13 protein-coding genes are annotated in these 14,003 nt (G+C 46.0%); 12 read left to right on the top strand and 1 reads right to left on the bottom strand.

Translation table 11 applies throughout. From position 1 onward, the window contains the following. Position 1 precedes the first annotated feature (1 nt). The 5 genes from T355_RS0104820 (at position 2) to cysK (ending at position 6,926) form a co-directional block, all read left to right on the top strand. The gene (locus T355_RS0104820) at positions 2–2,026 is read left to right on the top strand and encodes a DHH family phosphoesterase (protein ID WP_027396759.1); all 2,025 of its coding nucleotides are present in this window, start codon (positions 2–4) and stop codon (positions 2,024–2,026) included. Beyond that, positions 1,998–2,444, top strand: coding sequence for a 50S ribosomal protein L9 (rplI, locus tag T355_RS0104815; RefSeq protein WP_027396758.1), 447 nt, complete (start codon positions 1,998–2,000; stop codon positions 2,442–2,444). Before T355_RS0104820 ends, rplI begins: the two co-directional genes overlap by 29 nt. A 12-nt stretch (positions 2,445–2,456) precedes the next feature. Beyond that, the gene (lonC, locus tag T355_RS15245; protein ID WP_037329860.1) at positions 2,457–4,448 is read left to right on the top strand and encodes a Lon family ATP-dependent protease; all 1,992 of its coding nucleotides are present in this window, start codon (positions 2,457–2,459) and stop codon (positions 4,446–4,448) included. Between the two features lie 9 nt (positions 4,449–4,457). After that, on the top strand, positions 4,458–5,789 hold the full coding sequence (dnaB, locus tag T355_RS15240; protein ID WP_027396757.1) for a replicative DNA helicase: 1,332 nt from the start codon (positions 4,458–4,460) through the stop codon (positions 5,787–5,789). A 207-nt stretch (positions 5,790–5,996) separates the two neighbouring features. Continuing rightward, complete coding sequence (gene cysK, locus T355_RS0104800) at positions 5,997–6,926, top strand: cysteine synthase A (RefSeq protein WP_027396756.1); 930 nt, start codon at positions 5,997–5,999, stop codon at positions 6,924–6,926. 28 nt (positions 6,927–6,954) lie between these two features. Here the strand turns inward: cysK and T355_RS13605 are convergent, their stop codons facing one another. Next, on the bottom strand, positions 6,955–7,584 hold the full coding sequence (locus T355_RS13605) for a prepilin peptidase (protein ID WP_197019554.1): 630 nt from the start codon (positions 7,582–7,584) through the stop codon (positions 6,955–6,957). 209 nt (positions 7,585–7,793) lie between these two features. On the opposite strand from T355_RS13605, the gene cpaB reads away from it, so the two are divergent. The 7 genes from cpaB (at position 7,794) to T355_RS13580 (ending at position 13,971) form a co-directional block, all read left to right on the top strand. After that, entirely contained in the window at positions 7,794–8,792 is a 999-nt protein-coding gene (gene cpaB / locus T355_RS13600; protein WP_051555379.1) for a Flp pilus assembly protein CpaB, read from the top strand. 2 nt (positions 8,793–8,794) lie between these two features. Continuing rightward, complete coding sequence (locus T355_RS13595) at positions 8,795–10,120, top strand: type II and III secretion system protein family protein (protein WP_051555378.1); 1,326 nt, start codon at positions 8,795–8,797, stop codon at positions 10,118–10,120. 30 nt (positions 10,121–10,150) lie between these two features. Continuing rightward, positions 10,151–10,963: an AAA family ATPase gene (locus T355_RS0104780; protein ID WP_027396755.1), complete on the top strand. Its 813-nt coding sequence runs from the start codon at positions 10,151–10,153 to the stop codon at positions 10,961–10,963. A 14-nt stretch (positions 10,964–10,977) separates the two neighbouring features. Next, on the top strand, positions 10,978–12,114 hold the full coding sequence (locus tag T355_RS13590; protein ID WP_051555377.1) for a response regulator: 1,137 nt from the start codon (positions 10,978–10,980) through the stop codon (positions 12,112–12,114). Continuing rightward, a complete protein-coding gene (locus tag T355_RS0104770; RefSeq protein WP_037329859.1) occupies positions 12,104–13,072 on the top strand; it encodes a type II secretion system F family protein in 969 nt (322 codons plus the stop codon). Before T355_RS13590 ends, T355_RS0104770 begins: the two co-directional genes overlap by 11 nt. Positions 13,073–13,202: 130 nt before the next feature. Next, positions 13,203–13,409: a Flp family type IVb pilin gene (locus T355_RS15460; RefSeq protein ID WP_037329858.1), complete on the top strand. Its 207-nt coding sequence runs from the start codon at positions 13,203–13,205 to the stop codon at positions 13,407–13,409. Positions 13,410–13,512: 103 nt separating this feature from the next. Beyond that, the gene (locus T355_RS13580) at positions 13,513–13,971 is read left to right on the top strand and encodes a TadE family protein (RefSeq protein WP_037329857.1); all 459 of its coding nucleotides are present in this window, start codon (positions 13,513–13,515) and stop codon (positions 13,969–13,971) included. The last annotated feature ends 32 nt before the right edge of the window (positions 13,972–14,003 follow it).

The following is a 14,003-nucleotide window of genomic DNA, read 5'->3' as shown; positions in this document are numbered from 1 at the left end:
AATGCCTAGAAATCTAAATGCCTGGATTGATATTGCCATTATACATTTGGCTGCCCTTTTGTTGGTGGTTGTACTGTTTTTATACAACTGGTATATCGGTGCAGCATCACTGATGGTATGGTGCGCCACCTTGTTCTTCGGCTATGAACGGTGTCGCTATCGAAGTGAGGAATTTGCCCACTATTGCCATACTGTAATCAGCAATGTTAATGATGCTTCCAACTACGCCCTGGATAATCTGCCACAGATGATTGTCATCACAGATAAAAGCGGACGACTCCAGTGGTTTAACAAGGAGCTGGAAAAGCACATCAGGGTTATTCCGGAATATGGTATGTCCATCAGCAAGGGCGATGATGCCTTTTGGCCGGAGCTGGATTTGAATTCTATCTGGGGTAAAAACGGGGAAACTGTATTTATCCATGAAAATGTCCATTACAAAGTAAAATATGTGCCTATCGCCACCAAGGATGACTCCTGTGGACTTATGGCCCTTTATGTTATTGATGACACTCCTTTTCAGCTGCTGAAGCGTATTCACGCCAACAGCCGCTCAGTCCTCATGTACATTCAGATTGATAACTACAATGACGTACTGAAGGGCCTGAATGATGCGGAGAAAAACAGTCTCATATTTGAGGCCAACAAGATGATTGATGAATGGACCACACACCTTGAGGGCTATACCCGTCGTATCAGCAACGATATGTATATTGCGGTTATTGAGCGCCGCAATCTGGATATGGCCATAGGTGAAAAGTTTGATATTTTAGACAAGATTCACAATCTCTTTAACACCACCAGCAAGCTGCCAATTACCTTGAGTATGGGTATTTCCGTGGCTGACCGTCAGACCTACATTGAGCTGGGCCAGCAAGCCCAGGCTATGCTGGATTTGGCACTGAGCCGTGGCGGTGACCAGGCAGCTATTATGATGAACGGCCAGACCAGCTTCTTTGGTGGAAAAACCAAGGCACTGGAAAAGCAGAACCGGGTTAAGGCCAGAGTTATGGCCTCCAACATTAAAGCCCTCATGCAGACTGCCGATGAGATATTTATCATGGGCCATCACAACGAGGACTTCGATGCTCTTGGTGCTGCCATGGGTGTGGCCCGCATGGCCAAAATCCTTGAAAAGCCAGTTCACATTATCCTCAGCGACATGAACGAGGGCATTGATAAGATTATCGATTTGCTGTCCTCCCGTGAGGAATATGCAGGACTCTTTATTCCTAACGACAAGGTGGTAAACATTACTGCCCAGAATCCTGTACTCTTCGTGGTGGATACCTTTATTCCTCATCTCACTGCCGCCCCGGAAATGCTGGATCGCATTGAGCAGGTGGTGGTAATCGACCATCATCGCCGCAGTGAAAACTGCATCAAAAATACAAAAATTGCCTACACTGAAACTGCCACCAGCTCCACCAGTGAGTTGGTTACAGAGCTGCTTATGTACTTTGGTGATGAGCTGAAAATCAGCCGCATAGAGGCCATTGCCCTGTACTGCGGTATTTTGGTGGATACAAAGAACTTTGCTGTTCAGGTGGGTGTGCGCACCTTTGAAGCGGCAGCATATCTTCGCCGTTGGGGTGCTGATCTGGTGGCTGTCCGCCAGCTCTTTAGAACTGACTTTGCCACTGAGGTGGCAGAGGCCAAGGCCAAGTCCACAGCCAATATGCTGCCAAATGGCCTTATTATTACAAAATGTCCTGAAGTCATGCCTAATATTCAGGTGGTGGCAGCTCAGGTGGCGGACTCCATGCTGAGAATCGAAGGGGTCCGGGTCAGCATAGTGGTATTCCAGCTGACTCAGAATACTGTAGGTGTCAGTGCCCGCTCCGCAGGGGATATAAATGTTCAGCTTATCATGGAAAACTTTGGTGGCGGCGGCCATCAGAATGTGGCTGGAACCCAGCTGAAGGACGGCACTGTGGATGATGTTTATAACCAAGTATTGGAATATACAAATAGCTTTATAGAGGAGTTTGATAGCAATGAAAGTAATACTGCAGAAGGACGTTAAGAACGTAGGTAAAAAAGGTGATATCGTAGAGGTTTCCGACGGCTACGGCCGCAATTTTCTGCTGCCAAAGAAGGTGGCTGTGGAAGCAACCTCCAACAATATAAATGTTGCCAAGGCCCAGGCTGGCTCCGCTGCCCGCAAGAAGGCCCAGGACACTGATGAGGCCAAGCTCATGGCTGCCCAGCTTTCCCAGGTCAGCGTTACCATTCCTGTAAAAATCGGTGAAAACGGTCGTCTCTTTGGCTCCGTTGGTGGCAAGGACATTGCCGAGGTATTGAAAAAAAAGCACAACATTGATATTGATAAGCGTAAGATTTCCCTCAAGACTGAAATTTCCGGCGTAGGCACCTATGAGGCAATCATTAAGGTACACCCAGAAATCACCTCCACCATTAAGGTAGAAGTCGTACAGGGTTAATAGGTTTTATTCATGAAAAATTTCTTTTCAAAATTGTTAAATCTCAAAACCCAGGACCGGGATGCCAATCTGGATTCTGCCAAGGCAGCTCTGGAGGCTGAAATGGGTCCCCGGGATGAGGTGGACAGAAAAATAGATGCCCTGTTTAATCTGCTTGTGGACTATTACGGCTCCGACAAGCTGGTTATCAAGGCAGGCAAAATGGATGCTTTACAGTACGTGCGCTCACCTAAAAGAGGTGAGCGTGTACTTGCTTTACAGAGAATTATTAACGAAAATCCCACCATCAAGGAGGTACCCAAGGATGATGAGCTGCTGAACATATTGGAGCAGCTTACGGAGCAGTTCTCCGATATTCTGGCCCGCCGCTCGGTGGAGGATGATTTGGAGAAGAAGGTGGCAGAGCGCCTTGAGGAAAATCATCAGGATTACGTTAAGGACATAAAAATGCAGATTCTCAAAGAGGAGAAAAAGAATGTGGAATCTCCTCTGGAGCAGAAGAAGCGGGAGCATTTGGAGGAGCTGGAGAAGGTTAGTCTGACCCAGTCTGTTATGGAGCTTTTACGACCATCCTCCACAGATGAAATTGTAGGCCAGAAAAGGGCTGTGGACTCCTTGCTGGCCAAGCTCAGTTCCCCATATCCACAGCATCTTATCCTGTACGGGCCACCGGGAGTGGGCAAAACCACTGCCGCCCGTCTGGTGCTGGAGGAAGCTAAAAGGCGGAAGCTATCTCCCTTTGCTGATGATGCACCTTTCATTGAAACAGATGGTACGACCTTACGCTGGGATCCCCGGGACATGACCAACCCGTTGCTGGGCTCTGTCCATGACCCTATTTACCAGGGGGCCCGTAGGGATTTAGCTGATACTGGTATTCCGGAGCCAAAGCCCGGACTGGTTACCGATGCCCATGGTGGTATTCTCTTTATTGACGAAATCGGCGAAATGGATGTTATGCTCCAAAACAAGCTCCTTAAGGTTCTTGAGGATAAGCGGGCCTTCTTTGAATCCGCCTATTATGATCCGGCTGACGAGAAGATTCCTCCTTATATCAAAAAATTATTTGAGGAGGGGGCTCCGGCTGACTTCGTACTCATTGGTGCCACTACCAGAGAAGCATCACACATCAATCCGGCTCTACGTTCCAGATGTGCGGAAATATATTTCGAGCCACTGACTCCTGCCAATATTCAGGAAATCGTACGAAATGCCGCCAAAAAGCTCTCCGCAGATTTAGGGGATGGGGTGGCAGAGCTTATAAGTGAATATACCATCGAAGGCCGTAAAGCCATCAATATTTTGGCCGATGCCTACAGTCTTGCTTTAGAGCGTAATGCCCAGCAGGAGTTGGACCAGGAGGCTGACGCCACAGTTTCCATTGAAAAGGCGGACATTTACAGGGTGGCCCAGGTGAGCCGCCTAAGTCCTTATGTAACCAAAAAGGCGTCAGACCGTCTGGAGGTCGGCCATATTTTCGGTTTAGGAGTAGCAGGCTTTCTGGGATCCGTTATTGAAATCGAGGCCATTGCCTTTGAAGCCCGTGAAAAGGGCAAGGGGACAGTACGCTTTAATGAAACCGCCGGCAGTATGGCCAAAGACTCAGTATTTAACGCGGCCTCCGTGGTGCGCATGATTACGGGTAAGGATATTCATGATTACGACATTCACATTAACGTTATTGGGGGAGGCAATATTGACGGCCCAAGTGCCGGAACCGCCATTCTAACCGCTATTTTATCTGCCATCACCAAGCGTCCTATCCGTCAGGATGTGGCAGTGACAGGAGAAATTTCTCTTCAGGGGCGCGTCCGTCCTGTGGGTGGCGTCTTCGAAAAGGCTTATGGCGCCAAACAGGCGGGTATAAAGACCCTGATTATTCCAAAGGAAAACAGCAAGGATATTCCAAAGCAGCATCTGGGACTGGATATTCACCCCGTTTCCACTGCCAAGGAAGCATTTGATTTACTTCTGGCTCCAGAGCCAGAAAAATCGGAGGATTAGCAGATGCCAATGATTGATAGAGTTCCGCCTCAAAACATAGATGCTGAACAGGCTGTTTTGGGAGCCATGCTAATAAAAAAAGAGGCCATCGCCGAAGTTTCCCAGATTTTAAGACCTGAGGATTTCTACCGTGATGCCCACAAAATCGTATATGAAGCTATGCTGACTCTCTTTAACAAAAACGAGCCGGCGGACATCGTCACCGTTTCCGATTATCTCAACAATGAGAATCTTATGGAAAAGGTGGGTGGCGTTACCTTTATTACTGCCTTGGCCAATACTGTTCCAACGGCAGCCAATGTTACCTATCATGCCAAGATAGTGCGTGAAAAGTCTGATTTGAGACACCTGATAAATACCGCCACAGACATTGCGAGCATGGCCTACGAGTCCTCCGACGATGTGGCTGACGTTATTGATAAGTCGGAAAAGATGATTATGGAGGTGGCCAACCGCCAAAATGTCAGTGCCTTTACCCCAATGCGGGACATCGTAATGGAGACCTTTGACAAAATCAATGTGCTCTACGAAAGCAAGGGGGGACTTACTGGTATTCCCTGCGGCTTTACGGATTTGGACAAGCTCACCTCCGGCCTTCAGGCCTCTGACCTTATTTTGGTGGCTGCCCGCCCAAGTATGGGTAAGACCGCCTTCACTCTTAACATAGGCGCCCATGTGGCCCTAAAGGAACACAAGAACGTGGCCTTCTTCTCCCTGGAAATGTCCAAGCAGCAGCTGGTTCAGCGTATGCTGTGCTCCGAGGGTGGTATTGACTCCCAAAAGCTCCGTAAAGGAGAACTGGACAAAACTGACTGGAGTAAGCTGGTAAACGTGGCCAACAAAGTAGCAGAGGCGCCTTTGTATATTGATGATACCGCTGGTATCACCGTAATGGAGCTGCGGTCCAAGGCCCGCCGTCTGAAAGCAGAAAAGGGACTGGATCTGATTATCATCGACTATCTCCAGCTGATGCAGGGACGCACCGGCAAGGGGGCCACAGATAACCGTCAGCAGGAAATATCCGAAATTTCCCGTTCCCTAAAGGCAGTGGCCCGTGAGCTGAATGTTCCCGTCATTGCCCTTTCCCAGCTTTCCCGAAGCGTGGAAAGCCGTCAGATAAAGCGTCCTATGCTCAGTGACCTCCGTGAATCCGGTTCCCTGGAGCAGGATGCGGATATCGTAATGTTCCTTTACCGCGAGGATTACTATGATCCGGAAACAGTGAACAAAAACATTACGGAAGTTATTGTAGCCAAGCATCGTAACGGCCCGGTGGATACGGTTAAGATGTTCTTCAAAAAGGAATTTACCAGATTCAACGACTTGTCCAAGATGCAGTAATGACATAGTTTATCGTTCAAATTTAAAGCCTGATTTATCCATATCATTTATCTCCATGGATAATCGGGCTTTTTTGTGTCCAAAAATTTTTTAAAAATAATAAAAAGTCTATTGACAACCAAAATGGTAGGTATTAAAATACAAACATACTAAACATATATGTTTTCACCAACGAACTAATAAATGATATTTTAGGAGGCGTTTATTATGGCTAGAATCTACAACAGTGTTACTGAACTTATCGGTGGTACCCCTCTTTTAAAGGCAAACAATTTCGCCAAGGCCAATGACCTTGAGGCTAATATTCTTGTGAAGCTGGAGTATTTCAATCCAGCAGGCAGTGTTAAGGACCGCATCGCCAAGGCTATGATTGAACAGGCCGAGGCAGAGGGCAAGCTCACCCCTGACTCCGTTATCATCGAGCCTACCAGTGGCAACACTGGAATCGGCTTGGCCAGCTTCGCTGCAGCCCGTGGCTACAAGGCCATCCTCACCATGCCGGAAACCATGAGCGTAGAGCGCCGCAATCTCTTAAAGGCCTATGGTGCAGAGATTGTCCTCACAGATGGTGCCAAGGGTATGAAGGGTGCCATTGAAAAGGCTGAGGAGCTGGCAAAGAGCACCCCACATTCCTTTATCCCATCCCAGTTCACCAACTCTGCTAACCCAGAAGCACATAAAAAGACCACCGGCCCAGAAATTTGGAATGATACCGATGGTAATGTAGATATCTTTATTGCCGGCGTTGGTACTGGTGGTACCCTTACCGGTGTAGGTGAGTATCTGAAGTCCCAGAAGGCAGATGTGAAGGTAGTGGCTGTGGAGCCTGCTACTTCTCCTGTTCTCAGCAAGGGCACTGCAGGCCCTCACAAGATCCAGGGCATTGGCGCAGGATTTGTTCCAGATACCCTTAATACCAAGATTTACGATGAAATCGCTCCTATTGAAAACGAGGATGCATTTAAGTTTGGCCGTCAGTTCTCCCAGAGTGAGGGTATTCTCATCGGTATTTCCTCCGGTGCAGCTCTGGCTGCAGCAGTTCAGCAGGCCAAGAAGCCTGAGAACAAGGGCAAGAACATTGTGGTTCTCCTGCCAGATACCGGTGACCGCTATCTGTCCACCCCCCTCTTTTCTTAAAGCAGCCCAATAAGCATTCAACAAATGATCAGTTAAGTGTCAACAAAAACAATATCATGCCAGTGATGGCAAAATAGGGTCCGTAGGGATAATATTCCCTGCGGCCTCTTTTTTTGGTAATTAACAGCAGCAGGGCCACAATTCCTCCAAGAATTGAGCCCACTATCACAGTGGTAAGAAGAAGATCCGAACCAAGCCACAGTCCCATGGCACCTATGAGCTTCACATCACCGCCGCCGAAGCCTCCCCGGGTAATTACCGCCAGCAGGAAAAATGCCACGAAGCCTGTCACTGATGCCACAAGGCAGTCCACCAGACCATCACCTGTTACCAGTAATCTGCTGATGCCCAGAATGGCAAACAGGGCCAGCTGTTTATCAAAAATCACCTGCCACAAAAAATCTGTTAAAGAAAATTGCACCATAAAAAGGGAAACAGCAAATACATATAGAATAATAGGGTACTGAATCCCATATAAGTGACAAGCTATGGCAACACATATCAAAGGCACTATGGCTGCTATGAGCATAAGCCATTTATTTTCTGTTACTGGCCTTGTGACGGGAATGAAGGTATCCAATTCATTCTCGTATTCCCAGCTTAGATATTCGGACCAGGTCAGCAGACCACGGCTACCAAAATAACCTAGAATTAACATTAGGGAAATAATCAAAATGTTATTTAAAAAAATGTGACTCAACACCATAATCACCTGCTTAAAATATTTTTTTGCAAACCATGATAATATTTTTCTTTTGCTAACAAATTTTAAAGAAAAATTTGAACAATTGCGTTATAATATATCTATAGCTTATTTTAGAATATTAAATACAATAAAACAATTTTTAAATAAGGACAGGCATAAAAATGAAACCAGAATTTAAAAAACAATTTTCTGAAATGGCTGAAAAAATCAGCTACAAATATTGGATAATTTTCGCCGCCATTGCCAGCTTGTTATTTGGCATCCTGTTATTTATTTATCTGGAGCAAAAACCAGAAACACCGGTGCCCGCCTATAACGGGGAAAAGGCCACAGTCATTGTGGCGGCCACAGATATTGCCCCCCGGACCCTTATTCAATCAAATATGCTCACTACAAAGGAAATTCCCGTGGAATTTGTGCCAGATGATGCCATTACCGATGTAAAGGATATTGTAGGCAAGCCTGCTAAATTCCAGATTATGCGCGATGATATCGTTACCGACAGAAAGGTATTGATGGATATAAAGATGGCTGGCTTCACCGGCACCATTCCACCGGATTGTCGGGCCATATCCATAGGCATTAACGATGTTACCGGCATTTCCGGCTTCGCCAAGCCAGGAGATTATGTGGATGTGTTGGTGGTATCCGGCAGTAACAGTGATAACCGCATTACCTCCAACATTATTTTGCAAAATATCCTGCTTTTGGCCATAAACAAAACACCGATGTACAGTCAGCGAAATGTTGTGGTAAATACACCAGCCAGTGGCGAGGGGGACAAAAATAATAATAGTAATAACAATAATAACGGCAGTGTTCTGGGCAACAACCAGCCTGCACCTAGTAATACCGCTTCCTCAGGCGTAGCCACCGCTACTTTGGCAGTATCACCTAGGGATGCCATGGAGCTTATCGCAGCAGCCCAGTCCGGCACCGTATATCTGGTACTGAGACCTTATAAGCCTAGAGATACATTTACTACTAACACGGAATATTCCAAGGTAACTAATAAGGGGGCTACACCACAGGGAGGACAGCCTATGCCGACAGGTGGCAGTCAGCCTGTATCCAACGGGGCAGCAGCACCGGCACCAGCCCAATCCTATGGTTCAGTTGAAGTTATTCGCGGTACCAAAGTTACCAGAGAGGGAGCCTAAAAATGAAAAATACTATACATAATTGGCAACTTCATATAGCCACCATGCTGACCGCATTTATGCTTTTTCTGTCCACCTCTGTGGCAGCAGCCTACGTTCAGCCTCTCTATCTGGAGATAAATCAATCTACCCTTTTTAATGCCTCCAGCTATGCTGACATTATCAGGGTAGCCATTGCAAATCCCGCCATTGCGGATGTAAATGTTATCAACAACAGAACCCTTAATATTATCGGCGTATCTCCTGGTTCCACCAGCCTTACAGTATGGACCGATGATGGTATGCAGCAGGATTTTATAGTAAATGTTTCCAACAAGGACTCCGGCACCTCAAATGCCATCAAGCAGGCCATAAACATTCCCGGAATCACTGTGGAAAAGGTGGGGGACAGAATTCTCCTGAAGGGAAAGGTTAAAAACCAATATGAAAAGCAGCAGGCCCACAGCGTAGCCGTTATGTTCGTAAGCAATCCTGAAAACGTCATCAATATGCTGGAAATGGACAACCCTACCCAGATTAATCTGGCAGCCATGGTAATTGATATTTCCAACGCTGACGCCAAGGATTTGGGCGTTATGACAGGCTCCAGCGGTACTGTCAGGACTGAAGCCGGGGATTTCAGCGGAATATCCTTTGGCAGCTTCTATGGCGGTCAGGATTTCAAGCAGTTTGGCCCCCATGTATACAACAACATTAATTTTAAGCTCGGTCTTCTTATAAAACAGGGAAAGGCCAGGATTCTTTCCAGACCGAATGTTACCACCATGAGCGGTGAGGAAGCCGAAATTCTCATAGGTGGCGAGATTCCATTGCCTACTTCCAACAAAAACGGTGATGTTTCCATCACCTGGCGTGAATACGGCATTAAGCTCCATATCAAGCCTACTGCCACCCCGGACAACAATATTACTACAGGGATAAATGCAGAAATCAGTTCCCTGGATAACAGCAATGCTGTAACCACCAGTGCGGGCACCATTCCTGCCCTCCTTTCCCGTAAGGCTTCCACCGTTATTACTATTCCTGATGGTGAGACCATGTCCATTGGCGGCCTTATGAACAACAGTGAAAGCAAGAATGTAAACAAGATTCCACTTCTCAGTTCCATTCCTATCATTGGTGAATTCTTCAAATACACCAGCACCTCCAGAGACCGTCATGAGCTGGTTATCCTTATCACTCCTACCATCGTGAACAGTGATGATCCATTAAAGGTTTCCCAGCCATTTGCCAATGCAGTGGAGCAGGCCAAGCAGGAGTATGCCACCATGAAGGAAGTAAGTCCAAATGATTTGGATATCGTAAAGAACAACTATGAAGAAAAATAATTATGATGCAGTTTTTTCGGAGATGAGCGTATGGCTGAAGAACAAATTAACGGTGTCATTATAACCTTTTTTAGTACAGCCTCGGCTGTGGGAAAAACCCTCATAAGTATCAATATGGCCTCAGAGCTGGCCAGAGAGGGCTATAGTGTGTGCCTGGCAGATTTTGACCTTCAATTTGGAGACATCAGAAATTATCTGCGCCTTAACCCTGAATATACCATTACGGACCTTTGTGACAGGATAAAGGCGGATTCAGGCAGCTCTCTGATGCCTATGCTCACCACCTACGCCTACGAAGGGGTAGCCTTTCAGGTGATTCCAAATCCCAACAAGCTGGAGGAGGCCTACAATCTTAGTCCCGAAACCATCATTGATGTGCTGAAGAATCTGCGGATGCAATATGACTATATTATCGTGGACACCACATCCATGTTCAGCGTGCTGAATCTGGCCCTTTTGGATATTAGTACCATCGTTACCTTCCTGGGAATTGTGGATTTCATACCAACCATAAAAAATATGAAGATAGGTAATGAAACCCTCCGTACACTGAACTATGATTCCAACAAGATTCGTCTGGTGCTGAACCGCAGTGATTCCAAGACCCATATTCAGCTGAAGGATGTGGTAAGCATACTGGGTGAGGATTTCTATCACATTCTCCACAATGATTTCATTTCCGCCAGTGAATCCATTGCCAGTGGAATTCCCCTGGTATTAAACGGTCAGGACAGCGAGCTGACCCAGGAGCTCCGTGCTTTGGTGGCAAGATATACCAATAAGGGCTACCAGACCACAGAAACTCAAAAGAAGAACTCGTGGCTGTCCAAGATATTTAGGTAGGAGGTGCCTTCTCAATGATTAACAACAACGTCATGCTGGTGGAGGGCAACCGCCTTTATTTGGAGCAGCTTTCCAACATAATTCGGGAAACAGAAACCGTCACCCTGGTGGCCCGTTTTAGGGATGCCAAGGATGCTCTGGGCCAGGGCATGGTATTTACCCCCAATATTATTCTGCTGGATGCAGATAATCCTAATATTATGAGTCTGTTGGAGGAGTTTCATCGGGTGTATCCCCATGCGGATATAATATGCACCGGTGAAAAATGGTCCGCTGAAAGCTCCAGCCTCTATGTAAATGCAGGAGCCAAGTGCTTCTTGGTAAAGCCTTTTTCCTCTGAGGAGCTGCTGGATGCCATCTTTGCCTTCAGCAAGCCGGCAGCCGGAGGGAAGGAAGCCAAGGTTATGACCTTCTTCAGCCCTAAGGGAAAAAGTGGCAAGACCACCCTTATTGCCAATCTGGCCATGGCCATCTCCAGAAAAACCAATGCCAGTGTGGGCATTATTGACGCCGACCTACAATTTGGGGATATGGCCTTCTTTTTCAACCTAAAGCCACAAAGCACCATTGTGGAGGCTGCCAGAGATACGGATTTCCTTTCTCCGGTGTCCCTTAATTCCTACTTTGTGCCCGTGGACAAGAACGTTTCTATCCTTTGTGGTACCAAGGAGCCAAGCCTTATTGACAAGGTGAGCATACACTCTTTGGAAACTATTATAAATATGGCCAGAACCATGTTCCAGTACGTGCTCATTGATGTTCCGGCAGGCTTTAATCCCACCTCCATTGCAGCAGCGGAAATGTCTGATACCACCTACATTGTTACCATGCTGAATGGCAGTGGGTTCGAGGTGCAACATATTCAGCGTTCTCTGGATATTTTTACCACCTGGCCTGATTACAAGGAAAGGGTGAAGATTATTCTTACTCGTGTAGAGCCTTGTACTATTACTTCCAAGCAACAAATGGAGGAATTAATCGGCTATCCGGTGGTTGGTATTATTCCTAATGCCTATCTGGATGTGGCCACCGCCGCCGATGACGGCCGTATGGCTCTTGATTTAAAACCAAACAGCCCTCTCAGTCAGCGAATTAACTATCTGGCGGGGAGAATCACCAAGGAAAAGCAGGATAACGACGATGATTTTTAAGCTAATGATGGCCCTTCTTGCTGCCCTTATAGTTTTTAGTGTATTTATGTTTTTTCTGGGCCGCAAGAACAGCGAAAAACAAAATATCAAAAAGCGTATCGCTTATTTTGCCGACTACCAAGCAGGCCATACAGCTTCTGGCAGGAAAAAAACTCTGGGGGATTTTATAAAGGACCTGTTTCACCGTGGAGGTGAAATGCTGGAGCCCTTTAAGAGAAGCAATTCTTTTGAGCTGAAGATGCAGCAGGCTGACTGGCCCCTTACAGGACCGGAATTTCAGCTTGTTCTGACTAGCTTGGGCATATTAGGTGCCCTAGGGTTCCTCGCCTATACCCACCAAATAGTCAGTGTGTTTTTTGGCTTTATTTTTGGTGCCCTGCTGGGATGGACTGTACTTAATTTACACATTCAAAGGCGACAGGCTGCCTTTACCAACCAGCTCAGCGATATGCTGAAGATGATTGCAGATGCCATGCGGGCTGGCTTTAGCTTTATGCAGGCCATGGAGCATGTGGCCAGAGAAATGGATGCCCCGGCCAGCCGGGAAGTAGAAAAGCTCATGCGGGAAACTAATCTCAGAGTACCTCTGGAAACAGCCCTGGAAAATATGAGCTCACGAGTCAAGAGCAAGGACTTTGATCTGGTAATAACCGCCGTGCTGATTCAGCGTCAGGTGGGAGGTAATTTGTCCCAGATACTGGACAGCATCAGTAATACCATTAATGCCCGGCTAAGAATGCGTCGGGAAATAAAAACCCTTACCTCCCAAGGAAGAATGTCGGGAATTATTCTGGCCCTGTTGCCCATTGCCCTGGCGGTGTTTATAAATGCCGTTAATCCCAGCTATTTAAATCCTTTATTTGAGGAGGAAATCGGCCACATTGCCATAGGAATTGCAATTTTTTTAGAAATTATTGGTTTTATAGTTATTAAACGGATCGTAAATATCGATACATAAGTAAATAATAATTCATTTCCCCCGTGACTTTTTTAGGGAAAACGTGTATTATTATTTCATAGCTATTATTTGTTAATTATTTTATGACAATTGTAGCAACATTGGTTTATCTTGAAAGGAGGAGCTTACTATGAAGGTTATGCGTTATTTGGAACAGAAGGCTCAGGGTATGGTGGAGTATGCGCTCATTCTGGCATTTGTAGTTGGTATTGCAGCTGTTGCACTTCAGAGTGATAACGGTTTAGGACAGGCAATCAAAAATACTTTTTCGTCCGTTACACAGCAGCTTAATAAAACAAAAGATCAGAGTGGCACCAGTGTCAATGAAGCTAGCTAATTCCTCTGGATGTATTAGAAGCTACATCAGCGGAGGAACGCTAGTTGAAGTGACTGCATTCGGAAATCTTTAAAAGAAAAATTAAAACTGAGGAGGCAGAATTATGAGATTCCAAAAAGCACAAGCCATTGTGGAATTTGCATTCGTTCTGCCTCTATTTCTTTTGCTTATGGTGGGATTATTTTACTTTGGCTTTGCTTTTGCGGATTATCTTACCGTAAGTAATACCACCAGAAGCATTGCCCATGAGGCATCCATAGTTCAGGATCAGGCAAAAGTACAACAATTCATTGAACGAGAAACCAAAGACCTAACATTTATCAGTGATATATTTATATGGAAACCTAATGATACTAAGTATTTAAAGGTTGAATATAAGAATATAGACAATACCTCCCAAAAAGGAATGGATGTTGTGGTAACCTCCCATATGGATTATTCCTCCAGTTCCTACTTTGGAAGAATTATGAAAAACTTTAGTAAAATCTCCCCTAGCAAAAAGGGGGTCAATATAGTATATACCATGTACTGCCCTCCTGGCCTTAACTCCAGTGGGAATTAACGGGCAGTTTTTGTGGTGATTTGAAGTGGAGT

The sequence above is a fragment of the Anaerovibrio lipolyticus LB2005 genome, from assembly GCF_000621545.1.
Lineage (GTDB): Bacteria > Bacillota > Negativicutes > Selenomonadales > Selenomonadaceae > Anaerovibrio > Anaerovibrio lipolyticus_A.
The sequence above is the reverse complement of the archived record's forward strand: the minus strand, read 5'-3'. Positions and strand labels throughout refer to the sequence as shown.

Bases quoted from the DNA above. Each gene is read 5' to 3' on its own strand.
- T355_RS0104820 (WP_027396759.1), top strand. From the start codon at position 2: ATGCCTAGAAATCTAAATGCCTGGATTGATATTGCCATTATACATTTG.
- rplI (WP_027396758.1), top strand. From the start codon at position 1,998: ATGAAAGTAATACTGCAGAAGGACGTTAAGAACGTAGGTAAAAAAGGT.
- lonC (WP_037329860.1), top strand. From the start codon at position 2,457: ATGAAAAATTTCTTTTCAAAATTGTTAAATCTCAAAACCCAGGACCGG.
- dnaB (WP_027396757.1), top strand. From the start codon at position 4,458: ATGATTGATAGAGTTCCGCCTCAAAACATAGATGCTGAACAGGCTGTT.
- cysK (WP_027396756.1), top strand. From the start codon at position 5,997: ATGGCTAGAATCTACAACAGTGTTACTGAACTTATCGGTGGTACCCCT.
- T355_RS13605 (WP_197019554.1), bottom strand. From the start codon at position 7,584: ATGTTAATTCTAGGTTATTTTGGTAGCCGTGGTCTGCTGACCTGGTCC.
- cpaB (WP_051555379.1), top strand. From the start codon at position 7,794: ATGAAACCAGAATTTAAAAAACAATTTTCTGAAATGGCTGAAAAAATC.
- T355_RS13595 (WP_051555378.1), top strand. From the start codon at position 8,795: ATGAAAAATACTATACATAATTGGCAACTTCATATAGCCACCATGCTG.
- T355_RS0104780 (WP_027396755.1), top strand. From the start codon at position 10,151: ATGGCTGAAGAACAAATTAACGGTGTCATTATAACCTTTTTTAGTACA.
- T355_RS13590 (WP_051555377.1), top strand. From the start codon at position 10,978: ATGATTAACAACAACGTCATGCTGGTGGAGGGCAACCGCCTTTATTTG.
- T355_RS0104770 (WP_037329859.1), top strand. From the start codon at position 12,104: ATGATTTTTAAGCTAATGATGGCCCTTCTTGCTGCCCTTATAGTTTTT.
- T355_RS15460 (WP_037329858.1), top strand. From the start codon at position 13,203: ATGAAGGTTATGCGTTATTTGGAACAGAAGGCTCAGGGTATGGTGGAG.
- T355_RS13580 (WP_037329857.1), top strand. From the start codon at position 13,513: ATGAGATTCCAAAAAGCACAAGCCATTGTGGAATTTGCATTCGTTCTG.